Here is a 22,720-nt window from a genome sequence, read left to right as displayed (position 1 = left end):
TCCTAAAGAATAAAATTATTTTTGTTTTTTTAATTCATCAATTAATAAATTGAGAAGTTTTTTAGCCACCGCAGGAGTTTTGAAGGTAAAGCGAATGTAAAATTCCTGGTTATTTGCCGGTTTATCTAGGACTTTAGCATAAAGTGCATCACTGATTTCTACAGCGCCATCTTCATTTACACAAATTAAATTTAATTTAATATTGGTTAATGGAGATGGTAAAGAATTTTCCTGGATTTTATCAGTGCGGATAATTGCTCCTTGGGCAGAAATTTTGACCAATTTACCCGTAAATAATTTATCGCTTGCCTGTTTACCCTCTATTAAAGAATATTGAATATTAATAGCCTGGGAAATTGGTAAAAACTTTTCTTCTTCCTTGGTGAGAAATAAGTTATATTGTCCACCCATACCAGCAATGTCATAAATGGGAATCGGGTGTTTCACACCTTTAGGTTTCACTAATCTTTCTTCATTAATTTTTAGGAGGGATTTGCCTACCGCTTCGAGAGTTGAGTGAGAAATGAGAATTTGGTTGCCAGTAGAATAGGTTTCAATCCTAAATACCAAGTTCATTTCTCTCCCAATTACTGTATATTCTGTATGGATTTCCGAACCAATATTCCCAACAATTACTTCACCAGTATTAATCCCGATGCCCATTTCTAAAACTGGTAAACCCAAGTGTTCCAATTTTTCATTAACAGCGGGCATAGCCAACTGCATAGCTAGAGCACAAGCAACTGCTCTTTCTGCATCATTTTCTCTCGGCACAGGTGCACCAAACAAAATCACAATGCCATCACCCATGAATTTATCTACAGTTCCTTGATAATCGGTGATGACATTTAACATCTGTTCTAAATAGATATTGAGGATAAGAACAACTTCTTCAGGACTCCATAATTCTGATAAAGCAGTGAACCCTCTTAAGTCAGAGGTAAGGATAGTAATCTGCTGTTTTTTACCACCTAATTTTAATCCTTCTGGACTTTCTAACAATGTGGAAACGACTTCATCTGAAAGGTAGCGACCAAAGATTTTCCGAATGGAATCTGCTGTGTAAGCAATGTATGTTGTAATCACTGTAGCAGAACCAGCAAATGCTAATAATGGCGAAACAATTGGTAGCCACCAACCATAAACAAAGGCAATATATGTAATACCAAATAAAGTAGCCGTGGCACATAAAAAGCCTGTGCTTCTTTGTAAAAATGATATATTGAGAATTCCTGCAATAAGTTTATGGTTTTTGATGAGCGAGGATTTACGATTTTGTCGCCAATGCCAAGTAATAATTCCCCCAATTCCCGACCAGAAAAAAATCCATAACCACTCGATTGGTTCAGAGTAACTTTTAATTAAACTAGGAGCATCGAGGGCAGAAGTGATAATCTGACTAATGAGGTTAGCTTGCACTTCTATCCCCGACATGGGTTGGGGAATAGACAACCACCCACTACTATGGGGAGTAAACACATAGTCTTTAAAACTTTCACCGACTGAACCGATGAGGATAATGCGATCGCGTCCCCAATCTGGTGGGACTTTATCTTCTAACACATCCCGCAAGGGTACGGTTTCAAAAGAGCCTCTGGGGCCTCGATAGTTTAATAAAATTTGGTAGCCATTAGTGTTAGCACGAATATAGCTACCATCATTGGGTTGTAAGGGGATAAATTCTGTTTTACCTAATTTCCAAATATTTTTATTTGCACTATTTTTAGTTTCACTAATTTCTGGGAAGATATTTTCTTTTTCTAAATAAAGTAATGCTAAATATAAACTAAAGCTGAAAAAAGTTTCGCCTTGATTGTTTTGTAGATAAATCAGTCCTCGTCGCACTGTATTATCTGCATCGGCAATCACATCATTGGCACCCACCCGATTTTTTCGCTTCAGTGCAGGTGGTGGTGCTACTACTTCATGGTTGCGATCGCCTACTACTTTCTGAATGCCGATAATATTATCACTAGCTTCAAATACCTTGACTAATTCGGCGTGACCTGGTTCAAAAGGAACATCCCGATAAATATCTAAACCAATAGCTCTTGGTTGTCTAGCTTTGAGCTTTGTCAACAATTTAGCATATACACCATCGGCAATATACCCCTGATTCAGATATCGCATGTCAGCTTCATCAATACCAACAATGACAATTCTGGGATCACGGGGTAGCAATGGCCGCCAACGCATATATTGATCAAAAGCTGCCCATTCCCAGGACTGGAAGGCACCCAGCAGCCGCAATAGTATGACTAATCCAGCAATGCTAGGACTTGCGATCCAAACAGAACGCCATTCCCAGAGAAACTGTTTTAATTTGATCCAGTTCATTCAACAGTCAGGTGGTGATAAGAGTGCTAGTACAAGCAGAAAAATTTACCCCAAGTATAAAATATACACCTTGATTTTCCCTGCGGTGAGCAGATTTTGAACCATAGGAATTACTCAAAAACCTCTAATTTTCTGTAGGGCTAGAAGTAATCCGACAACAATCAATAATTGATACTTTCGCCAATGCACCTAGCTGTACAGAATCTAATAAATCTACCCATGCAGCTTGTGCTTGTGGATTGCGATCGCGCAAATTTGCGAGAATATTCAGCGTTTCATCCCACAATCCATCTTCTACATATAGCCTCGCTTGTTCCAGAGATCCTGGTTCTACCTGCTGAATGCTTGTCGCCTTATCAGTACTCAAGGTTGCTCGCTCAAACCATCCTTCCACCCCTTCGTCAGCTTCTCGATTATTAGGATCACAAATCACAAAAAATTGCCACTGATAAATTTTACCTGCATCTAGTTGCACACTAGCAGGCAAACTGAGCTTGACAATACCGGGAGTATTACTAAGTGCTAGTTGAGACTTGTAAACAACTGTTTCTGTTTGTAACTCCAACACTCGAAATTCTGCTTGCTTATCCTTGGTTTTTGGTACATATACATAAATAGATGGATGAGCCGATAAAGTTTTTACGACATTATTTTCTGGTGTTAAGGCCGTGAGAGGAATGCGACTATCAGCCAGCATGGTGGATAAGGGTACATTCTTATAATCTTGAGTTCTACAAGCCGGGCCTCTCACTCCTGTTCCTATAGTCCTGGGAGGTGCGCCTCTTTCGGCTACAGGGGGAAATCTGAGACTAACTCGCATCCCTGGAGATAGCTGTGCTGAGGTTGATATGGGCAAACTCGCCGCAGTAAAGATAATTGTAGATATGCCTCCAGTCAAGGCTTTAATTTGCAAAATATTCATTTTGGGATTCATAGCGGAACCAGTTCTAATTCATGAAGTTAGGTATGGTCGCATTGGACAAGGGATGTAGGATCTGAGATTGCCATCAACCAGAAAATCACAGCTAATCAATGGGGAATGGCAAAAGCCAATCCTTCCCCTAGCTGATTGAATATATTTTTGTAAAGCACCCCAATGACAGGACATCGACCATGATGATGGCAGAAACACTTGTCCCCGTTATCTGTGACTTTTTACCTTTGTCTCTTCAGAGAAATTCCAACTCTGACTGTAAAATTCCTGATGATATAAGAAAACTATATGCTATGTGAGTAGAATCGCCAATATGGAAGGGAAGATTTACTTACTTAATTTTCGGTATTGCCAAGGATCGATAAATTGGGGATCACTCCAAATACCAATTTTTCGTTTTTGGGCTTGAGTTTCGGCTGCTTCTACTATGTCTTTACTGGGACATTTACGTAAATAGGGTCGATAAACTTTCGCTAGTCCTTCTTGTAACAAAATTTGCTGAAGAAATGTTCCATCTGCCAAGCGTACTTCTGCAACTTTGCGGCCATAGCGATCGCTATCTGTAATATTGAGATTAACGAAATTGCCATTTTCTTTGATTAATTGTTCTATTCGGGTTTGGGCTTTGTTGCCCCAATTAAATTGGTTGACATCTCGATTCAGCTTACTTTCCCGTTCCCGTTTGGAGTGGGGGACTTCTGGTGCATCGACACAAGCGAAGCGCACAGTAAATTTTGCACCGTCAACATTACTAACGACTAAGGTATCACCATCACTCACCTTTTCCACATACTCTCCTGTGGGTCTAGGTAAGCGATCGCATCCCATTAAACTCAATACCAGAATAGCAATACTGACCAATATGAAGACTTGTGGCATAAATTTTTTCATAGATTTTAAGTTGCACTAAACATCAATAGTGATCATGCCTTCATCTGTGCAACAAAGTGCTTTCATGAACAGTTTTTAAGCATGTTGTTCAATGACAAGAACAGAAAACAGGGTTTTTACTCTTGGCTTCCTTAACAATTAGTGTATAAAATTGATACTGGGGTAACTCATGGTTAGCAGATAGCTATTCAACATCGTATATTTTGGACTTGAGCGGCTGTAAACCGAAATTAAACTCCTCAATTAACGTTTCTCTAGTTAAGACTATGAAACCTACCGATCAACACCAGCGCCAGGCTGCATCCCAGTGTTTTCAACAATCTCTGAATCAATTAGAAGATATTCTGCAAGAGAATATGACTGGTTCGGAAATCAAAACCACAACTGGAAATGCAAATAAAGCAAATTCTAGCAACATTAAAAATCAGGAAATCATTGATTTAGCTGCCTTAGAAGATGCTGTAGCAGACATAGAAAAATTTTTGCAACAAAAACATAGCAAAAGTTAATAGTGCATTAGCCATAGGTTAACTGTCTTTGGGCTTCGTACAACATTAAAGCACCAGCGATCGCTACATTCAAAGACTCCACTCCTGGACTCAGGGGAATTTTTACTTGTGTATTAGCCATTGCCACCACATCGGCTGACAAACCTGCACCTTCATTTCCCAATAAAATTAAACTGGGTTGCCGCCAATCAACTTCCCAATAGGTGAGATTTGCATCAGGCAAGGTGGCTATTACCTGCATACCTGCCTGTTGACATTGTTGAATCGTTGCTCGTAAATCCGTAGTTACTGCCTTATTTAAACGAAACCATTGTCCGGCAGAAGCCCTTAAAACCTTAGGATGATCTAAATCTACACTATCATCACTCAACCATAAACCAGAGGCTCCCGCCGCTGCCGCAGTGCGAATAATCGTGCCTAAATTTCCTGGATCTTGAATAGTTTCTAGAGCTAACACACACCCAGTCGAAGGAACTTGTGAAGGTAATTCCTGCCGATTGGCTGTGGCTACCACACCATCAGGGTTTACCGTCGTAGCTATAGCTGCTAAAACTTCTTCGCTGACAATTTCGGCGCGATCGCATCGACTACATACATCTTCCCACAGTTGAAGATGCCCAGCTTGCCATTGTTCGGTACAACATACTGTAACTAACGGATAATTGACCGCACAAGCTTCAATTAATAAATGAGTCCCCTCCAATAGCATTAACTGCTGCTTGTGCCTCTCCTTGGTGGAGTGTAACTTGCGGATTTGTTTAACTAGGGAATTTTGTAAACTGGTCAGCACGAGTTGATATTTAAATAAGGCAAAAGTTAAAAGTATACAGATGGGTTAGCTCTTGATTTAAACTAACCACCTGCATAAGACTGCTTTACATAGCAGTAGCAATGAGAATATTGAAAATCTGAGATAAAAGTGCGGAACCCGGGACTTGAACCCGGAAGCCTTGCGGCACTAGAACCTGAATCTAGCGCGTCTGCCAATTCCGCCAGTTCCGCTGGCATCATATTATTGACATTTATTCATTGTTGCGGAAATATTAGAGCTTGTCAAGTCCAAAATTCCAGATATACTTCCTCCTGGAGAGGCAAAACCAAAGCAACTCCAATTAATTCACCAAACTGAATACTCCTCTAGCTTGAAGCTAGGGAAGTGTCAATGTAGAATCAAAACCAACTTCAATCCTATAAGATTACGTATTTTTTTGGAGGTAGGCTTATTAATTCTTCTAGCAGCTTACCAGATGCTAAGACTTCATCTGAAGCAGACTCCTCAGTCTTGCAAATTTGGGGTGGGCATCCTTTGCGCGGTCATGTCAACATTAGCGGTGCGAAAAACTCCGCACTTGTCATCATGGCTGGAGCCTTGCTGTGTTCCGGTGATTGTCGCATTCGCAATGTGCCCTTATTGGCAGATGTAGAACGGATGGGGCAGGTTTTATCAGCCCTGGGTGTACGTCTGACCAGAGAAGGTGACATTTTGGATGTCAATGCCAGTGAATTGATTACATCCAAGGCTCCCTATGAACTAGTGACCCAACTCCGGGCTAGTTTCTTTGCCATTGGCCCCATTTTGGCACGGTTGGGCATAGCACAGATGCCATTACCTGGTGGTTGTGCCATTGGTGCTAGACCTGTGGATTTACACGTCCGGGGGTTACAAGCCATGGGTGCAGAAGTGCAGATTGAACACGGCATTTGTAACGCTTATGTACCAGGAGCTAATGGCAGGTTAAAGGGAGCGAAAATTTATTTAGATACTCCCAGTGTCGGTGCGACAGAAACATTGATGATGGCAGCTACCCTAGCGGATGGTGAAACCATCATCGAAAATGCTGCCAGAGAACCAGAAGTAGTTGATTTAGCTAATTTCTGTAACTCCATGGGGGCAAAAATCTATGGTGCAGGTACAAGTACCATTACCATCACCGGAGTTTCTCAACTACATTCTACGGACTACAGCATCATTCCTGATCGCATAGAAACAGGGACATTCTTAGTTGCTGCTGCCATCACGCGGTCAGAAATAACCCTATCACCTGTAGCTTCCGACCATCTCATCCCTGTGATCGCTAAGTTGCGTGATATTGGTGTCCCCATCATTGAAGAAGGCACAGATTGTTTACGCATCCTCCCAGCGGAATCTCTCAAAGCCACAGATATTGACACCTTACCTCATCCAGGGTTTCCCACAGATATGCAAGCGCCTTTTATGTCCTTGTTGGCATTAGCAGAAGGTGACAGCATTATCAACGAATCTGTGTTTGAAAATCGGCTGCGTCATGCTTCCGAGTTAAACCGTTTGGGAGCAGATATTCGTGTTAAAGGTAACACTGCCTTTGTTCGAGGAGTGTCAGTGTTATCTGGTGCACCAGTTATTGGCACAGACTTAAGAGCATCCGCAGCTTTAGTCATTGCTGGACTGGCAGCAGAAGGTAAAACTACTATTCAAGGATTACGCCACCTTGACCGTGGCTATGATCGCCTGGATATGAAATTACAGCAACTAGGGGCAAGAATCCTCCGTGTAAATGAAGCATCAGCAGATGCAGAATTACCTAACAACAACAGTAATCCTCCTGCCTCAGTATCACTCTAGGGTGAGGGGATTTGGCAGACCTCCTTTGATGGTGGTGTTTGGTTCTTTAATGGCGATCGCATTTACTAGTTGATCAAAGATCCAGTTGGTAACTTTCGCCATTAACTGACTTTTTTTTGGCAGTGGCAATATTCCAGCAAATAGTTTTTTATTTCCAAGCGAGACACAAAGAGTTAGAAATAATTACTTTAAATCTCAGACGATGAGATTTAGCAATCGAGCTACATAACATAGGCATCGCATCTAAAAATTTTTAGACTTTCAATCCGAAAAATACTTTTTTCTCACTGCTGTTGTTTGAGCAGCTAACAAATTCTAATCGCTATACTAGCTGTGGAAACTGTATTTTTTATTGATTGCCATAATTATGTCTTTATTCAAAACTCCACTGATTGGTTTACAAGCTGACTCATTTCGTCATCCCTTAGACCTGGAAGCGACGAGAACTCTCAAGCAAATCCCAGGTATAGATATGATGGTGCGAAATTGGCTAGGGCCAATGGCAGAACAGGTGTTTTATGTAGAAAATATTGCTTCTAGTGTGTTGGTGGGAGAAAAACAATTACCTGATTTACACAATTTATTATTAGAAGCTTGTAAAACCTTAGATATTGAGCCACCTCAATTATATGTGCGTCAGCATCCGGCTCCCAACGCTTACACTTTTGCGATGCGTGGTAAGCAACCTTTTGTAGTTTTACATACATCTTTAATCGATATTCTTACCCCTGAAGAAGTTCAAGCAGTAATTGCCCATGAATTGGGACACCTGAAGTGTGACCACAGCGTTTATTTAACACCTGTGAATCTATTAGTTTTAGCCGCAGGAATTCTACCAAATGTGGGGGCTGTGGTAGCACAAGCTTTACAAGCGCAATTACTAGAATGGGTGCGCTGTGCAGAATTTACATGCGATCGCGCTGCTTTGTTAGCAACCCAAAACCCCAAGGTTGTGATGTCAGTATTAATGAAGTTAGCTGGTGGTTCTCCCACCTTAGCACCCCAACTCAATCTCGATGCCTTTGTAGCCCAAGCCCGTGCTTACGACGATATCAGCAAAACTGAACTCGGAGAAATGGTTAAAGCTGCCCGTACAGCCCAGTTAACCCATCCTGTGCCAGTATTGAGAGCTAGGGAAATTGACCGTTGGAGTAGTAGTTTAGAGTACCACAAATTACTGCAAAACCACGGCTTTAAGTCTGATTCTGAAACAGCACCCAAGGGCGGTTGGCGTAATTGGTAAATTATTTGTACTCTATTTACAGCGATTTTCTGCTCAATAAACATGATTCCGCGAACAGGTTCGCGGATATTTCACTTTTCAAACACCCTCTTAATAATAAATTTAATGGATTTCCATCTGCTGAAGTTTCTCTATTAAATCACCGCGTCGAAAAGTGGCAGAAAGCTGTTGTAAAGAAATTTCCTGCGTTCCGTAAAGCTCTTGAAGTGCTTTTGTAACGTCTTGTACTGAATCATTGAAATAAGCCTCTCCGTTTTGCTCGATCAACTGATTGGCATCCTGGAAATTGCGGTGGTTAATTTGCTCTATTTGGAGATTCATTTCATGGAGAAGCCTTCGCCCCATCTGCATCGCAATAAAGCATGAAGCATAACGGACACAAGCAGGATCATTTGGGTTTGGTCGTTTGCGTCGGTTTTCAGCAATTCTATACAACTGTACAGCGATTACAACTTGTGCGCCATTAAGCCGTTCAGTAAAAATTGCATCGTATAGTTTACCAAAATGCTCACGAGTAAAAAACTTAGCTTGATGGGGCTTTTGTCGCCAAACTGCCAGTACCGCTTCAGCTGCTACCCCCGAAGTAATATCTGTAGTTGATCTGGCACTGGTATCAGAGCGTTTGCGGCGATAGTTAAATCCCAGTTGTTTGATATCCATTTCCAGTCTTTGCTGTAGATGATCATTAGCTCGGAGATCCTTTAGATCCACAGGGTTCTGACTATTGGTAGCATAAGTAATTTTTTGGACTAGATCGTCATTATCACTGGGTAATTGATAAAGCCTTAACAAAAGATATGCTTGGTGATTTTGCTGTAATAGCTCTGAATCTTGAAGAGTTTTAAAAATTGTCATACAGGTTTGACCACCATTAATAATTTGCAGGTTTTCAACTTGTACCGGATGGTCACTATTTTGCAGCGCATTGTAGGAGAATTTGTCACAAGTTAAAGTGATGCCATTATTGTAAAAATAGAAATTGTTCCTCTCATCGCTATTTAAAGTATCCCGAATACCTTCGTTAACCCGGTTGCCTTGCAGCCCTAAGTAACGACGAATATTACGTTCTAGCAAGCGTTCTCCGTGCCTTTCAATGAGTGCGGCAATTTCAGCTACAGAAATTCTTCCCACAAGCACCCGACTAAAATTCATATCTTCAACCACTGCTTTGCCACTTAGTTGCAAAGTGTCTTTGACTGGTCGAGAAGCTTGTAGAATTTTTATTAGCCGTTCATGATTAACGTGTTCCCACGTTACCTGATCACCAAATTCTGTACGATTAATCGCTTCTTGAGAAGATGTGTTCCATTTTAAGCCATTATTACAAGCTAATGCCCGAACTTGAGGAATATATCCATCCCGAATTAAGCTACGGGCTTCTTCTACCTTGGTAAGTAAGCGTTGATTAATATGTTCCAATTTTGCACCAGGATCAAACAAAAATCGAATTGCATTGATGAGAGCATTGATGCCATTTTCAGGAAAATTCGCGTTTCCTTGCAGATCATTTTTGTATTTTGCTTGAAATAAACTAACTGTAAACTCGCCATCATGTTCTTCAGAAATGTGCATGGCATCGACACCAAAGTCTCCACCACCCTCCATCAAACAATCAAAGGCATTAGAATCATCTAAATCGAGAATAGTTTTCACGCAAAAATAGACAAATGCCAAAGATTTAAGTTTGCCAGGATCATTAATACGTAATTCTTCAGCAGCTTGTTGTCGAATAGTATCAGCCACTGATTCCAGACGTTGATCAATAATAGAGGCATTAATATTCATGATTTTTAACTATTCGAGAGTCTTTCTACCTATTCTCTTTATTTATAGCTACAAGTCTAAGGTGCTATCAAATGAACTCACCTATCAACTTATTTGAATATGAAAAACTAGCCAAAGCACATCTTTCCCAGATGGCTTTTGATTATTACAGTAGTGGGGCGTGGGACGAAATTACTTTGCAAGATAATCGTGCTGCTTTTGCCAGAATTAAGCTCAGACCTCGGATGCTAGTTGATGTCAGTAACATCAACTTGACAACCAAAATTTTAGGTGTACCTTTACAACTACCTTTACTCATCGCCCCAATGGCTTTTCAATGTCTAGCTCATCTTGACGGAGAAATGGCCACGGCTGAAGCTGCGGCTGCATCTGGTATAGGCATGGTCTTGAGTACCCTATCTACCAAAAGTTTGGAAGAAGTTGCCACCGTGTCCAATGGGTTGCAATGGTTTCAGCTTTATATTCACAAAGACCGGGGCTTAACCCGTGCTTTGGTGGAAAGGGCTTACAGGGCAGGTTACAAAGCAATATGCTTGACTGTAGATGCACCTGTCCTGGGAAAACGAGAACGAGACCAACGGAATGAGTTTACTTTACCCCCTGGTTTACATCCCGCGAATCTGACTCAGATGGCTGGGTTAGATATTCCCCTAGAGAAAGGTGAATCTGGTTTGTTGACTTATTTTGCCCAACAAATCAACCCTGGTGTAACTTGGCAAGACTTGGAATGGTTACAATCCATTAGTCCTTTACCTTTAGTTCTGAAGGGGATTTTGCGGGGAGATGATGCGGTTCGGGCTGTAGAATATGGTGCCAAGGCGATTGTGGTTTCTAATCATGGGGGAAGACAATTAGATGGGGCGATCGCTTCTTTAGATGCCTTACCAGAAATTTTTGCCGCTGTTGATGGTCAAGCACAAATCCTGCTAGATGGGGGAATTCGCCGTGGTACAGACATTCTCAAGGCTCTAGCTTTGGGTGCAGATGCGGTTCTCATTGGCAGACCGATATTATGGGGACTAGCTCTAGGAGGAGTTGCAGGGGTATCTCAAGTGATTTCTTTGTTGACAGCAGAACTCACCACAGCGATCGCTCTCAGTGGTTGTGCTAGTCTACAAGATATTGATTCCAGCCTGGTGAAATTGCCTTGACCTAGATAGCCAATCAAAAAAATGCCAAATTTCTTTTCACGACTTGCTCCAAAATCAAAAAGTAGGTTATAATAGGCAAGTGCCATTCAAGGGCGGGTGGCGAAACTGGTAGACGCACCACACTCAAAATGTGGCGACCTTGCGGTCATAGGAGTTCGATTCTCCTCCTGCCCATAGTTTTAGGAATAGAGTTGTGCAGCGACTAATTATCTGTCATCTGTGACAAATTGTTGTCGTTGCGGCAGGCTTATGCTTCCAGTTTTTCTCTCATGTTTCCAGGGCATTTCTAGGAAAATTTTGGGCTGATATTCCGTTTTTCGGCCTTTAGGTTGACTTTCCTTTAAATTTTCGTCTTCGTCTAAGCGTTTGAGGAAGATAAGAAAAGAGAATAGTTCGTTAGCATCCATTGGGTTGCATAGAACACAAGTCCAGAATTTAGCCTACAGCTGCTCTGCTGTGTTAAACTTCTGTTCGCAGTGTTTTTCAATTAAGATTATTATGTTTTGGCAAAAAATACATGAATTGTAAAAATATCTTTCACTAAATCCTAAAAAGTTATCATATATTGGCTCTTCAAATAATAGTTTATCTCCATTAGCTCTTTTCTTAATCTCCTTGAATTTTTGCTGATATTCTTTTTCTCCCATCCAACTACTATGTATGCCAGCATTACGGCGTAAATACATTTCATAGTACTGTAATTTGTATAATCTTAGTAACTTTTTTTCTGCTTGTAAATAATCCTCTAGTTTATCCAACTGTTCTAAGGCATTCTTATTCTTCATTATATCGGTTACAACATCATAAATTTGTTTATCGAACCAATCAATAATATCTTTTTCTTGAGGTAATCCTAGTTGTTGAGGTAAATCCGTTATCCTTTGTAACTTATTTAAAAATGTGTTAAATTCTAATGGGCTTAACTTTATTTGTTTTTTGGCAATTTTTTCGGGATAAGCTTTTAAAATTAAAGTAATTAACTGTGCGAAAAAATCATCTAATATAGAAATCATTGATAAGAAAAATTGGTGATACATATAAGTGAAAATTATTTTACTACCCTCATTCTTAAAATCAAGATGTCTATTTTCTATTTTACGAAAATCTTCTGGTATGCCTCCAGATGCTAAATTCAGATTTCCTTGAATTTCAGTGAGATTAAAAAGATTTATAAATTCTTTTACTTGATTATCATCAGAACAGTTAGAGATTGATTCCTTATATCCTAATTCAATTTGACATTCTATATTTTTAAGAGAATTTCTTACAAATGAATAACAATAAACTATGGACTGTATGTTACTTATTCTATTGTCACAAAGCCCTTTAATATCATTCAATAATGAATTTTTACGTGTTGCTATAAATTCAAAGTTATACATGATAATTCTCTAGATTCAAGATTATTCTTAACAGACTTAGGTAATAGCTATTATGAAAAAATAATCGACAGTCAGAAAAATTTTAGATATGGCTGGCAGATTTTTTAGCAGTTCTGAGAAAGTTATCAGCTAGTTAACTAAATAGCTTCTCAACGTGAACGTGAACATCAGTAAAAGCTAAGGGAATAATCACACCTACACTAATAGTGCGCTCAGTTAAATATTTACCATTTTGCGGTTCTCGAAAGACGATGACGTTTTTTGAACCTAAATACATTACCCAATACTCTGGTATTCCTGCTTCTGCATAAATAGCCGCTTTAATTTCTAAATCCTTTTGCAAACTCGTATCAGCAACTTCAATCAGCCAAAATATATCTTTTGCTTGTGGGTGACGCTCATTGTAAGCTGACTCAGGTAACCGCACAATGGCTATATCTGGTTCTGCTTCGGAAGATGAGAGAGTAATAGGGCCGCGTAACCGGACATCAGCCTTATCTGCTACTAACTCCTTCAGATAATTTGCACCACGTTTGGTGGTGTTGTAGTGAATGGGGGTTTGTGGAGACATTTCGACTATTTCGCCTGCTAACAATTCTACAGAGCGATCGCCCAAAATTCCGGCGGCAATCATCTGATGATAATCATTTACAGACCATTTTGCTAGGGTTTTCATGGCGTAACTTTTATTTTTTATGGGATAAATCCAACAAATTCGCCAATTTATAGACTATTCGCGCACCAACATTAGCGTCCCATTCGCTGTTTCCCACTTCGCAAACATCAAAACCGATAATTTTTCTCCCGCTATTTATGACTTCTCTAAATAAGCAATAGGTTTGCTCTAACTCTAGTCCACCGGGAACAGGAGTACCTGTATTTGGACAAAGTTTCGGGTCTAAACCATCTACATCAAAGCTGATATAAACATTTTCTGGTAAGTTATTGACGATTTCTTTGGCTAAATCAATCCAGGTTTTACCACCATACTGCTGTTGTTTAATTGTTGCATCATAATAAGCCACGATGCGTCCATTTGATTGATTAATGATTTCGATTTCATCCAAACAAATATCCCGTAAACCCACCTGCACTAACTTAGAAATTTCGGGAATTGTGATGGCATTAAACATGATGGAAGCATGGGAAAATTCAAATCCTTCATAGGCTGCACGTAAGTCTGCATGTGCATCTATATGGAGAATACCAAAATCATCATATTTAGTTGCCAATGCTTGCATATAACCCAAGGGTGAACTGTGATCACCACCAATTACGGCCACTTTTTTACCCAAATTCATGGCTGTTTGAGCCTGGGAAAATAACCATTGATTGACTTGCTCACCAGCCTGATTAATAGCATTTAATACAGGCACTAAATCCGGTTCTTCTGTTAATGCTTGTCCTGAGGCTTGTCTTTCAATAATTTTGGTTGCTTCCTCGCGATAATAATCATTTTTTTCTAAAATATATTGCGGAATTTCTACTAAGAAAATTCCCTGTTTCCAACCATCAGGATGATCAAGGTCAAATAAATCGATTTGGTAAGAAGCATCTAAAATCCGTTGGGGTGCGCTGGCAGTTCCTCCACCATAGGATACTGTGACTTCCCAAGGCACAGCAAAGACGATTAAATTGGCAGATTCATAGTTAAATGGCAATCCTAAGAGATTACCATTCATTTCGGCGATCGCACTGGGATTGTAATTTTCGAGTAGATTGTCCATTGATAACTTTCAACAAAATGATTGGCAATCTCTTAATTGTAGTCTTCTCCGTAAGAATTCTATTCTCGCGGTAACATTTGTTTGATATTGTCTGGCAGCACATCCCCTAAGAAGGTTTCAATCCTGGTGCTATAACGCTGATATAATACTCCTAAATAAATTATAAATATACCTAAAACCGTTAAAGCAAAGGGGAATAATACAGCATCTTGAAAGATTGTATAGGCTAAATGTCCGAAGTAACTAAAAACGCCGATAGCTCCAAAGACAATAAAAACTTTGCGTTTTAACAATACTGAGAGTATCATTAACCCTAAATTAATTAAACAGTAAATGAATTTTTGGAATTCATTACTATCTCCCTGCAAAGTTAGACCAAACCAAAAAGACATTAACCCAAACAAATACAACCAAAAAGCAAAATCTCCATCACGTCTGCGGATGCGAATATCCACCAGGTAGGCAACTATTAAACAAGCGATGCCAAACCACATGGATACTAATAATCTCAGTCCCCAATCAAACTCCTTTCCACCAAATAATAATGGAGTAATATCCATTGACATCAGGTAGAGAGACAAGGCAATGGGGGCAGTTAAAAAAGGAAAGCGGATATATTTCAAGGCAATTAATCCACTGATAATAGTTCCCAACTCCATCAAGAACCAACTGCCTTTAATCCAAGTATAAAAATCTCGATATCCCCAAGTATCACTTTGCTGCCAAAATCCTGTTACTCTTTGTAATCCATAAATAGCCAAAGGAGTCATGGACACAGCAATGGTATATAGCAGTCCCCCAGCAATTTTGGTATTTTCTCCAGCCCATAGGGTTCCACCTGCTAGGACAAAGCATAAGGCATAAATACAGGCTAAAACAAAAAGGCCACCACCACCAAAGGATTCCCACCCCAGGTTCATAAACCAAGTCATGGCACAGATGACAATTAAGGCACCAAAATAAAAAGCGAAATTAGCAAAGTTAAATTGGGGACGAATACCTTCGGTTTTGGGTTCAGGGCGATCGCTTCTATGCTCAACCAATGCTTGCCATAGAGGCTCTACTTGCTCTAAATCAATTAAACCTTGACCAGCAGCCCATTCCAAATCTTGTTTATCAATCTTCATGGTCAAAATCTCATTATTCTGACTCCTGAATTTTGACACAGTTCAAATTGAGTGTTGCTTTAGTTTTGCTCAAACTTAATACCATTAATTTCTTTACATTTTGCCTCTGCGGCTTGGAAAGCTGCCAAATATTCCTGACCCCCCAACATCACATCGCCATAATATTCATAGGGTGCAGCACCATAGATAGGTAAAGGATCATCTTCTGGATAATCTTCTTTCGATTCCTCAATGATGGCTTTCAATTTCTTTACACTGAGAATTTGCGCCGGGAAATACCATAAATCCTGAGGATTTTGGGATAAATAAGGTAAGGTTGGGTCAATAATTACATCCCCTAATTCCAACCAACCATGTTCAATCGGTTTATAAGGTTTACCAGGAAACACCAAAAAACCTTGCACATATTTAGCACCTTCTGTTACCAAAGCCGCTTTATAAGCATTATCAAAAGCTTTTTTGGCTTTACTTTTAATATTTTTGGCTATTTCCTGAGACAGAGATTCATCTAATAAATTACTCATACTGACACCTCGACTTTTTGATCATTCCTTCTCTAAACTCAATACCCATGCCCTAGCCCCTTCTCTCAGCTTATCTGTTTATCTGTGATGTTAATAGCCCAAAGGTAGAATTTGCAGATTGGCAGAAAGTTCAACAACAATATGTATTTCTTTATACTAATAGCTACCATAAAGCAGTAATTACCAGATGGAAACTATCTCTGACCAAGGTAATTCCCAGCAAAACTGTCAGATAGCAACATCCCAGCATCTAGGCAAGCTATAATTCTCTTGCGGAGGAACGTAACAAAACTTTATGACTAACCCACTAGTACAAGCATTTTTTGTTGGTAGAGCAGTAGCGGAAGTAATTAATGAACGTCTAGAGGTCGCCTTGACCGATGCGTTGAGTGAATTTGGTAAATTTGATGCAGAAGCCAGAGAACAACTGCGCCAATTTACAGAAGAAGTAATTACCCGCGCTAATCGTGCCGCAGAAGCCTCTGGCACCACCACAGGGACTACTACATCTGCTACAGGTTCTTTAGACTTACAAGCAGAAATCGATGAATTACGGGCAGAAATCGCCTTGTTACGGACTGAATTGCAAAAGTATCGTAACAGTTCATTGTAGTGGGCAATATCCATGCAGGGCTTTTCGGTCTGGAAATTTCAGATGAGAGAATAGAAACTAAAAATAGATGTGATTTATCCTCACCCTGTGGGCAAAATAAATTAACATCTAAAATCTCAAATCTAAAATTGCCTGACTGAAGGCTGTTTTGGCTCAAAGTCGATTAAAAAGTTTAGGAATCAGAGTGTCTTTTCTTACTGGTGATTCGGTTAAACCCCAACGGTACGCACAACCTATGGAAAAAAATTATTCAGATAAAGCTTACCGTTGGAATCGTGAAAACTACTCTAGCAAACGGCGCTTTATTGACATTTGGTCTTTTGTCTTGACCTTGATGTTCAAAATTTGGCGTTACAACAAGGCTTGGAGTTACCCTGGCGGTGTGACTGAAGCCAAGCAAGCAGCTAGACGCAAGGCGCAAGCTATCTGGATTCGCAACACGCTTTTAGACTTAGGGCCGACTTTTATTAAAGTTGGGCAGCTGTTTTCTACTCGCGCTGATATTTTTCCTAGCGAATATGTAGAGGAACTATCAAAGTTACAAGATAGAGTACCTGCATTTAGTTATGAACAAGTAGAGGCCATTATTGAGCAGGAGTTAGGGAAAAAAGTTCCTGAGCTTTTTCAAAGTTTTGAACCAGTACCCCTAGCAGCAGCGAGTTTAGGACAAGTACATAAGGCGGTACTGTATTCAGGAGAAGCAGTAGTTGTCAAGGTACAGCGTCCAGGATTAAAAAAACTTTTTGAAATTGATTTACAAATTCTTAAGGGAATCGCTCGTTATTTTCAAAACCATCCCAAATGGGGGAGGGGAAGAGATTGGATCGGGATTTATGAGGAATGTTGCCGCATTCTCTGGGAAGAAATAGATTACCTGAATGAAGGTCGCAATGCTGATGCCTTTCGGCGGAATTTTCGTGCCTACAGTTGGGTGAAGGTTCCCAAGGTTTACTGGCGTTATGCTTCCTCTAGGGTGTTGACTTTGGAATATGTGCCAGGGATTAAAATTAGTCAATATGATGCCCTGGAAGCCGCAGGAATTGACCGTAAAGCGATCGCTCGCTATGGCGCTCAAGCATACTTACATCAACTACTCAACAACGGCTTCTTCCACGCTGATCCCCACCCAGGCAATCTAGCAGTCAGTGCTGATGGGGCACTGATTTTCTATGATTTCGGCATGATGGGGAAAATTAAATCCAACGTCCGGGAAGGACTGATGGAAACTTTATTTGGCATCGCCCAGAAAAATGGCGATCGCGTCGTCCAATCCCTGATCGATTTGGGGGCCATTGCCCCCGTAGACGATATGGGTCCCGTCCGTCGTTCTGTTCAGTACATGCTGGACAACTTCATGGACAAACCCTTTGAAAATCAATCTGTAGCTGCCATTAGTGACGATTTGTATGAAATCGCTTACGATCAGCCCTTTAGATTTCCTGCCACCTTTACCTTTGTCATGCGCGCCTTCTCTACCCTGGAAGGAGTAGGCAAGGGTTTAGATCCAGAATTTAATTTTATGGAAGTTGCCAAGCCATACGCAATGGAATTAATGAGCAATCAAAATGGGTTAGAGGGGAATAGCTTCTTGAATGAACTAAGTCGGCAAGCAGTACAAGTAAGTAGCACTGCCTTAGGATTACCACGTAGGTTAGAGGATACACTAGAAAAATTAGAAAGAGGCGATATTCGTCTGCGCGTTCGTTCTGTAGAAACAGAGCGATTGCTCAGGAGGCAGAGTAATATCCAACTGGGAACTAGCTACGCCTTGATGATCAGTGGATTTACCCTTTCAGCCACTATTCTATTAGTTAATCATTATGTATGGTTAGCAGTATTGGCTGGTTTAATAGCGGCCGGAATCTCCGTAATACTGATTCGTCTGCTGTTACGCCTTGACCGTTATGATCGTATGTATTAATAGTTTCCGCAAAATTTATGAAAATTACTTTCACGGGTTGTACCGATCCGGGACTTATTCGTTCTAATAATCAAGATGCTTACTATGTAGACCCTGAAGGGCGATTTTTCATAGTTGCTGACGGTATGGGTGGTCATGCAGGAGGCGAAGAAGCCAGCCGCATTGCTACACAACAAATCAAAGCCTATTTGGCTGCTCACTGGGAATCACCTAAGTCAGCATCACAACTGGTAGAGCAAGCCTTATGGGAAGCTAATACAGCTATTTTAGAAGACCAGCAAAGCAATCCTGAGCGTGCTGACATGGGTACAACCGCAGTGGTTGTAGTTTTTCGCGATCCTGAACCACCTGTGTGTGGTCATGTCGGCGATTCCCGTTTATATCGCCTCCGTGGCTCCGAATTGTCGCAAATAACAGAAGACCATACCTGGATAGCTAGAGCCATTAAAACAGGCGATCTCAGTGCTGATGAAGCGAGATTACATCCTTTCCGCCATGTTCTCTCCCGTTGTTTGGGACGTGAAGACTTAAATCAAGTTGATATTCAACCCCTCGACCTGCAAATAGGCGATCGCTTACTGTTATGTAGCGACGGTTTAACCGAAGAACTCGTTGATCCCCAAATTGCTAACTACCTTCAGGATACACCTTGGCTAGATAAAGCGGCCATATCATTAGTAGAAGCAGCAAAAGAACAAGGGGGGCACGATAACATCACCATCGTCCTCGTTGCTTTAGAAGAAAATTCCTAAATTAGGTAATTACTTATCAACTTCAGTTGTCAGTTGTCACATGAGCAACAACTGGCAATTGACTGCTGACTAGCAGTATAAAGTAAATATACTCAAGATTTTGTTCAGCCTGAGCATTTTTATAAATAACAAATTGATAAAAATATTTTTAACCTCCTAAGTTCCCTCAGGAGGTAAAATTTAGATAATTTGAAGTTTGACATCTTGCACTTAATAAGGTATGGCGACTATAATTCACGCTTAATACCTCTATTATCACTCCTATGTCTCTCCCAAAGACAAAGGAGCAACCGCTATATCCCCAAAATCACAGGTTTATTGCCGAATTTACCCGTGCTGACTTGGGTTCTATATCAGCAGTGTTAGGTGCAAGTTATCGAAGCTGAAAAATTCACCAAAAGGATATGGGCATTTTGCCCAACAATTGTTATCTTTCTTAATACGGAGTAACAAATGTATGGGGTAATCCCAACCCAAATTTATATCCTTACTGGTTACTGATTCAGCACGATCACCATTAGCGTTGTTTTTTAGGTATCCACTATGAGTCAACCAATCGAACTTTCCTTAGAACAGCAATTCAATATCCGTTCATTTGCTACACAAGTCCAGGAAATGAGCCATGAACAAGCAAAGGAATTTCTCGTCAAACTCTATGAGCAGATGGTAGTTAGAGAGGCAACTTACAAGGAGTTGCTCAAGCATCAGTGGGGACTAGATTCAGGCTCCACTATGGCATAGATTAGTTACCCTTGTGTCGCAGTGGGCGACCTCCTTCTCTTGCTCCGTTCCAAGAAGGAAAAGGGCTGGGGATGCTGGGGCGTCAACTTCGCTCAAAATCCACCAATTACCTAGAGTTGGTATTTGATTTATTTCATCCCAGACACAACAGCACAGACTTGAGTATACACCACATGTAATCTCTGCTATATCTAGTCTGGAAATTACCCTGTGCTGTCACCAAAGCCATAAATGCACAACATACAGTCAACTAGAACCAATATCTGCTGCGCCCTCATACAGTTACCACTTCTATACTCAGTACAGAAAGTGAATTATCCTATACAGGGGTACGGACTAAAAAAGCCAGTATTTTTATGGTCTCTATTTTATATAACTAGAACTTGTCCGCAGAAACACCTTTTGTTTATAAAACTTCATATTACTCAATGTCGCTTAACAAATATCGGGATGCTAACCAGACAGGTCAAAAGGAGAATCAGTATCAATCGTTTCTAACTTATTCAAGATTTGTGCTTTTATTTTTTCATATTCTTGCTTCAGGAAGCTCTTACTAATTTGTGGATCAGCTGAACCATTAATACTATGACTAGCCTGGAGCCAATCTAGCAACCTTTGGCGTTGGGCCGGGGCAATACTAGACGGTAAAACATGGCAGCAGTAACTAGGAGATTCTCTGGCAAAAAACAGCAAGCGGTACTGACCAGTATGTTGTAATAAGCGGACTATTTCTTGGCCAAAATTACTTTTGAGGTCTAAGTAGTAAGGCAGCCATTTAGGACCATGCTGACGGTTATAAATGACCGTGATCCACAGCAGCATGGGATGAGGTACAGCTAGAAACAGAAATTGATTATAACGAGTACAGATTAACCGCTTTTGAATTTCCCTCTTAGGTAACATCACCCATAATGCGGCAGAAGTTTCGCCGTTGTGATAAATGGTCTGGGGAAAAACAATATCGGCAATAGGTTTATTGGGTGGCCAAGAAGCAAAGCGGGCAATATCATCTGTAACTTGAGATAAACGTACTTCTGTTTTGGCACTTTTTTCTGCTGGGGGTGCAGGAGGAACTCGAAGGCTAGTTCGAGTCTTCACTTCTGGTTTAGGAGGGATGGCAAATGTTTGATTAGCAGGTTCAATTTCTGGGCTGGAATTGGGAGTTTTTTCCTCTTGTTCTACATTAACTAAAACATTAATAATTTCTCGAATACTTTGAGGTCGTTCAGCAGGTTTTTTAGCTAAACAACTCATTACCAAATCTTGTATTGGCTTGGGTATTTGTAAATTAGGTGCTACTTCCTCAAAGGAACGTGGTTTTTCAAATTGATGGGCTTTGTACCAAGCACCAAAAGAGTTAGCTGATACCACTAAGGGCATTTTGCTAGTCAACATTTCAAACATCATCACTCCAAAACTGTAAATGTCGGAGCGATTGTCTAGTTCTTTACCTTCGATTTGTTCAGGGGAAGAGTAGGCTAATGTGCCTAGATAAAATTTAGTTTGGTCACTGTTCGACATGAGTAATTTAGCAATACCAAAGTCGAGGACTTTGACCAATTCACCAAAACTAGGGTCTTGTGTCACCAGGATATTACTGGGTTTAATATCTCTATGGATAATTGGATAAATTTTGCCATCCACAGGAATACCATCATGGGCACACTGTAACCCCAACCCAATTTGACGAGCCATACTTAAGAAGCGAGTAATCGTCAAATTTTGAGCGCGGATGACATTACTTAAACTTTGTCCTTGTAAATATTCCATGACATAATATGGAGTATTCTTTTCATCTACTCCATAATCCATGACTCGGACGATATGAATACTTTTTTGTCCAAGTAAAGCACAGGTTTTTGCCTCTCGCTCAAAGCGTTCTTGTAAACGCATTTTTTCATTTTGCATAGATAAAGCGAGGAATTTAACTGCAACCGGCACTCCTCCTAGCAAAATATCCTTAGCACGATAAACCCGACCCATTGCTCCAGAACCAATTAAATCCTGAAGCTGGTAGCGTTTTCCCAGTAAGCGACCAATATTGGGGTCTGGCATAGAAAATTCGACTCCAATGTTTCACAAATGTTATGAATTAATCCTGATGGAGGATCAGGGATAGTCTTGGCATGGCAAGAAACAAACCAATAAATTGGATTGACATCATCATCTTAAAATTTATGTATATTTACTGGTGTTATTTTCACTCATCCTGAGGTGAAGCTACAGGTAAATTCCTGGTGCTTATTGATAATATGTTTGTCCGTAGGGCATAGAACTAGGTTGATAAAATAAAGTATCTCATTTTTGATTATGTAATCTTGATTAATAGACATCTCCGAAAAAGAATGAAATTATGATATAACCAGATAAAATAGCGTATCTACCCTGGTATTATGAGCAACATAGTCGAGTATATTCATAACAATCCTGAAGAATCTCAAAGATTATTAGGACTGCATTATGAACAGTTAAAACAACTTA

Annotated in this window: 22 protein-coding genes and 2 tRNA genes; 10 read left to right on the top strand and 14 right to left on the bottom strand. The window is 40.3% G+C overall.

Translation table 11 applies throughout. The features are described 5' to 3' along the window. Positions 1-15 precede the first annotated feature (15 nt). The 3 genes from H6G73_RS06900 to H6G73_RS06890 form a co-directional block, all read right to left on the bottom strand. Positions 16-2,337, bottom strand: a complete 2,322-nt coding sequence (locus H6G73_RS06900) for a CHASE2 domain-containing protein (RefSeq protein WP_190602608.1) — start codon at positions 2,335-2,337, stop codon at positions 16-18. A 124-nt stretch (positions 2,338-2,461) separates the two neighbouring features. Next, entirely contained in the window at positions 2,462-3,259 is a 798-nt protein-coding gene (locus H6G73_RS06895) for a DUF928 domain-containing protein (RefSeq protein ID WP_190602606.1), read from the bottom strand. 339 nt (positions 3,260-3,598) lie between these two features. After that, positions 3,599-4,162, bottom strand: a complete 564-nt coding sequence (locus tag H6G73_RS06890) for a thermonuclease family protein (protein WP_190602604.1) — start codon at positions 4,160-4,162, stop codon at positions 3,599-3,601. A 266-nt stretch (positions 4,163-4,428) separates the two neighbouring features. Here H6G73_RS06890 and H6G73_RS06885 point away from each other — a divergent pair, with 266 nt between their 5' ends. Then, positions 4,429-4,671, top strand: a complete 243-nt coding sequence (locus H6G73_RS06885) for a hypothetical protein (RefSeq protein ID WP_190602602.1) — start codon at positions 4,429-4,431, stop codon at positions 4,669-4,671. 7 nt (positions 4,672-4,678) lie between these two features. On the opposite strand, the gene H6G73_RS06880 is transcribed toward H6G73_RS06885, so the two are convergent. Next, complete coding sequence (locus H6G73_RS06880; RefSeq protein WP_190602600.1) at positions 4,679-5,461, bottom strand: TrmH family RNA methyltransferase; 783 nt, start codon at positions 5,459-5,461, stop codon at positions 4,679-4,681. A gap of 130 nt (positions 5,462-5,591) precedes the next feature. Continuing rightward, positions 5,592-5,673 (bottom strand) — tRNA-Leu (locus tag H6G73_RS06875). A gap of 220 nt (positions 5,674-5,893) precedes the next feature. On the opposite strand from H6G73_RS06875, the gene murA reads away from it, so the two are divergent. After that, positions 5,894-7,273: a UDP-N-acetylglucosamine 1-carboxyvinyltransferase gene (gene murA, locus H6G73_RS06870; protein ID WP_190602912.1), complete on the top strand. Its 1,380-nt coding sequence runs from the start codon at positions 5,894-5,896 to the stop codon at positions 7,271-7,273. Here the strand turns inward: murA and H6G73_RS06865 are convergent. Next, a complete protein-coding gene (locus tag H6G73_RS06865) occupies positions 7,265-7,402 on the bottom strand; it encodes a hypothetical protein (RefSeq protein ID WP_190602598.1) in 138 nt (45 codons plus the stop codon). The two genes, murA and H6G73_RS06865, sit on opposite strands and share 9 nt — an antisense overlap. Positions 7,403-7,640: 238 nt before the next feature. Between H6G73_RS06865 and H6G73_RS06860 the strand changes: the two genes are divergently transcribed. Then, the gene (locus H6G73_RS06860) at positions 7,641-8,516 is read left to right on the top strand and encodes a M48 family metallopeptidase (protein WP_190602596.1); all 876 of its coding nucleotides are present in this window, start codon (positions 7,641-7,643) and stop codon (positions 8,514-8,516) included. A gap of 102 nt (positions 8,517-8,618) precedes the next feature. On the opposite strand, the gene H6G73_RS06855 is transcribed toward H6G73_RS06860, so the two are convergent. Then, positions 8,619-10,301 carry an AIPR family protein gene (locus H6G73_RS06855; RefSeq protein ID WP_190602594.1) on the bottom strand — a complete coding sequence of 561 codons (1,683 nt, stop codon included), beginning with the start codon at positions 10,299-10,301 and terminating at the stop codon, positions 8,619-8,621. Positions 10,302-10,372: 71 nt separating this feature from the next. Between H6G73_RS06855 and H6G73_RS06850 the strand changes: the two genes are divergently transcribed. Continuing rightward, positions 10,373-11,452 (top strand): alpha-hydroxy acid oxidase, encoded by a 1,080-nt coding sequence (locus tag H6G73_RS06850; protein ID WP_190602592.1) that lies wholly within the window; start codon positions 10,373-10,375, stop codon positions 11,450-11,452. A 90-nt stretch (positions 11,453-11,542) separates the two neighbouring features. Further along, positions 11,543-11,626, top strand: a tRNA-Leu gene (locus tag H6G73_RS06845). A 32-nt stretch (positions 11,627-11,658) separates the two neighbouring features. On the opposite strand, the gene H6G73_RS06840 is transcribed toward H6G73_RS06845, so the two are convergent. From H6G73_RS06840 to H6G73_RS06815, 6 genes are all read right to left on the bottom strand, one after another. Then, entirely contained in the window at positions 11,659-11,859 is a 201-nt protein-coding gene (locus tag H6G73_RS06840; RefSeq protein WP_190602590.1) for a hypothetical protein, read from the bottom strand. A 33-nt stretch (positions 11,860-11,892) separates the two neighbouring features. Further along, positions 11,893-12,834 (bottom strand): hypothetical protein, encoded by a 942-nt coding sequence (locus tag H6G73_RS06835; RefSeq protein ID WP_190602588.1) that lies wholly within the window; start codon positions 12,832-12,834, stop codon positions 11,893-11,895. Between the two features lie 133 nt (positions 12,835-12,967). Beyond that, entirely contained in the window at positions 12,968-13,510 is a 543-nt protein-coding gene (locus H6G73_RS06830) for a Uma2 family endonuclease (protein WP_190602586.1), read from the bottom strand. 10 nt (positions 13,511-13,520) lie between these two features. After that, positions 13,521-14,561: an agmatinase family protein gene (locus H6G73_RS06825; protein WP_190602584.1), complete on the bottom strand. Its 1,041-nt coding sequence runs from the start codon at positions 14,559-14,561 to the stop codon at positions 13,521-13,523. 59 nt (positions 14,562-14,620) lie between these two features. After that, a complete protein-coding gene (locus tag H6G73_RS06820; RefSeq protein WP_190602582.1) occupies positions 14,621-15,688 on the bottom strand; it encodes a DUF2157 domain-containing protein in 1,068 nt (355 codons plus the stop codon). Positions 15,689-15,747: 59 nt separating this feature from the next. Further along, entirely contained in the window at positions 15,748-16,212 is a 465-nt protein-coding gene (locus tag H6G73_RS06815; protein ID WP_190602580.1) for a hypothetical protein, read from the bottom strand. Positions 16,213-16,507: 295 nt separating this feature from the next. On the opposite strand from H6G73_RS06815, the gene H6G73_RS06810 reads away from it, so the two are divergent. The 5 genes from H6G73_RS06810 (at position 16,508) to H6G73_RS06795 (ending at position 20,239) form a co-directional block, all read left to right on the top strand. Further along, positions 16,508-16,825, top strand: a complete 318-nt coding sequence (locus H6G73_RS06810) for a DUF6825 family protein (protein ID WP_190602578.1) — start codon at positions 16,508-16,510, stop codon at positions 16,823-16,825. 235 nt (positions 16,826-17,060) lie between these two features. After that, entirely contained in the window at positions 17,061-18,746 is a 1,686-nt protein-coding gene (locus H6G73_RS06805) for an ABC1 kinase family protein (protein ID WP_190602910.1), read from the top strand. Between the two features lie 17 nt (positions 18,747-18,763). Then, positions 18,764-19,498 carry a PP2C family protein-serine/threonine phosphatase gene (locus H6G73_RS06800; protein WP_190602576.1) on the top strand — a complete coding sequence of 245 codons (735 nt, stop codon included), beginning with the start codon at positions 18,764-18,766 and terminating at the stop codon, positions 19,496-19,498. Between the two features lie 263 nt (positions 19,499-19,761). Then, positions 19,762-19,884, top strand: coding sequence for a hypothetical protein (locus H6G73_RS24745; RefSeq protein ID WP_277925175.1), 123 nt, complete (start codon positions 19,762-19,764; stop codon positions 19,882-19,884). A 157-nt stretch (positions 19,885-20,041) separates the two neighbouring features. After that, entirely contained in the window at positions 20,042-20,239 is a 198-nt protein-coding gene (locus H6G73_RS06795) for an NblA/ycf18 family protein (RefSeq protein WP_190602574.1), read from the top strand. A 453-nt stretch (positions 20,240-20,692) separates the two neighbouring features. Here H6G73_RS06795 and H6G73_RS06790 read toward each other — a convergent pair whose 3' ends face one another. Further along, positions 20,693-22,294, bottom strand: coding sequence for a serine/threonine protein kinase (locus tag H6G73_RS06790; protein ID WP_190602572.1), 1,602 nt, complete (start codon positions 22,292-22,294; stop codon positions 20,693-20,695). Positions 22,295-22,720 lie beyond the last annotated feature (426 nt).

It is taken from the genome of Richelia sinica FACHB-800 (assembly GCF_014698825.1).
GTDB lineage: Bacteria > Cyanobacteriota > Cyanobacteriia > Cyanobacteriales > Nostocaceae > FACHB-800.
This window is presented reverse-complemented; position numbering and strand designations above follow the sequence as displayed.

Bases quoted from the DNA above. Each gene is read 5' to 3' on its own strand.
- H6G73_RS06900 (WP_190602608.1), bottom strand. From the start codon at position 2,337: ATGAACTGGATCAAATTAAAACAGTTTCTCTGGGAATGGCGTTCTGTT.
- H6G73_RS06895 (WP_190602606.1), bottom strand. From the start codon at position 3,259: ATGAATATTTTGCAAATTAAAGCCTTGACTGGAGGCATATCTACAATT.
- H6G73_RS06890 (WP_190602604.1), bottom strand. From the start codon at position 4,162: ATGAAAAAATTTATGCCACAAGTCTTCATATTGGTCAGTATTGCTATT.
- H6G73_RS06885 (WP_190602602.1), top strand. From the start codon at position 4,429: ATGAAACCTACCGATCAACACCAGCGCCAGGCTGCATCCCAGTGTTTT.
- H6G73_RS06860 (WP_190602596.1), top strand. From the start codon at position 7,641: ATGTCTTTATTCAAAACTCCACTGATTGGTTTACAAGCTGACTCATTT.
- H6G73_RS06855 (WP_190602594.1), bottom strand. From the start codon at position 10,301: ATGAATATTAATGCCTCTATTATTGATCAACGTCTGGAATCAGTGGCT.
- H6G73_RS06850 (WP_190602592.1), top strand. From the start codon at position 10,373: ATGAACTCACCTATCAACTTATTTGAATATGAAAAACTAGCCAAAGCA.
- H6G73_RS06840 (WP_190602590.1), bottom strand. From the start codon at position 11,859: ATGGATGCTAACGAACTATTCTCTTTTCTTATCTTCCTCAAACGCTTA.
- H6G73_RS06835 (WP_190602588.1), bottom strand. From the start codon at position 12,834: ATGTATAACTTTGAATTTATAGCAACACGTAAAAATTCATTATTGAAT.
- H6G73_RS06830 (WP_190602586.1), bottom strand. From the start codon at position 13,510: ATGAAAACCCTAGCAAAATGGTCTGTAAATGATTATCATCAGATGATT.
- H6G73_RS06825 (WP_190602584.1), bottom strand. From the start codon at position 14,561: ATGGACAATCTACTCGAAAATTACAATCCCAGTGCGATCGCCGAAATG.
- H6G73_RS06820 (WP_190602582.1), bottom strand. From the start codon at position 15,688: ATGAAGATTGATAAACAAGATTTGGAATGGGCTGCTGGTCAAGGTTTA.
- H6G73_RS06815 (WP_190602580.1), bottom strand. From the start codon at position 16,212: ATGAGTAATTTATTAGATGAATCTCTGTCTCAGGAAATAGCCAAAAAT.
- H6G73_RS06810 (WP_190602578.1), top strand. From the start codon at position 16,508: ATGACTAACCCACTAGTACAAGCATTTTTTGTTGGTAGAGCAGTAGCG.
- H6G73_RS06805 (WP_190602910.1), top strand. From the start codon at position 17,061: ATGGAAAAAAATTATTCAGATAAAGCTTACCGTTGGAATCGTGAAAAC.
- H6G73_RS06800 (WP_190602576.1), top strand. From the start codon at position 18,764: ATGAAAATTACTTTCACGGGTTGTACCGATCCGGGACTTATTCGTTCT.
- H6G73_RS24745 (WP_277925175.1), top strand. From the start codon at position 19,762: ATGTCTCTCCCAAAGACAAAGGAGCAACCGCTATATCCCCAAAATCAC.
- H6G73_RS06795 (WP_190602574.1), top strand. From the start codon at position 20,042: ATGAGTCAACCAATCGAACTTTCCTTAGAACAGCAATTCAATATCCGT.
- H6G73_RS06790 (WP_190602572.1), bottom strand. From the start codon at position 22,294: ATGCCAGACCCCAATATTGGTCGCTTACTGGGAAAACGCTACCAGCTT.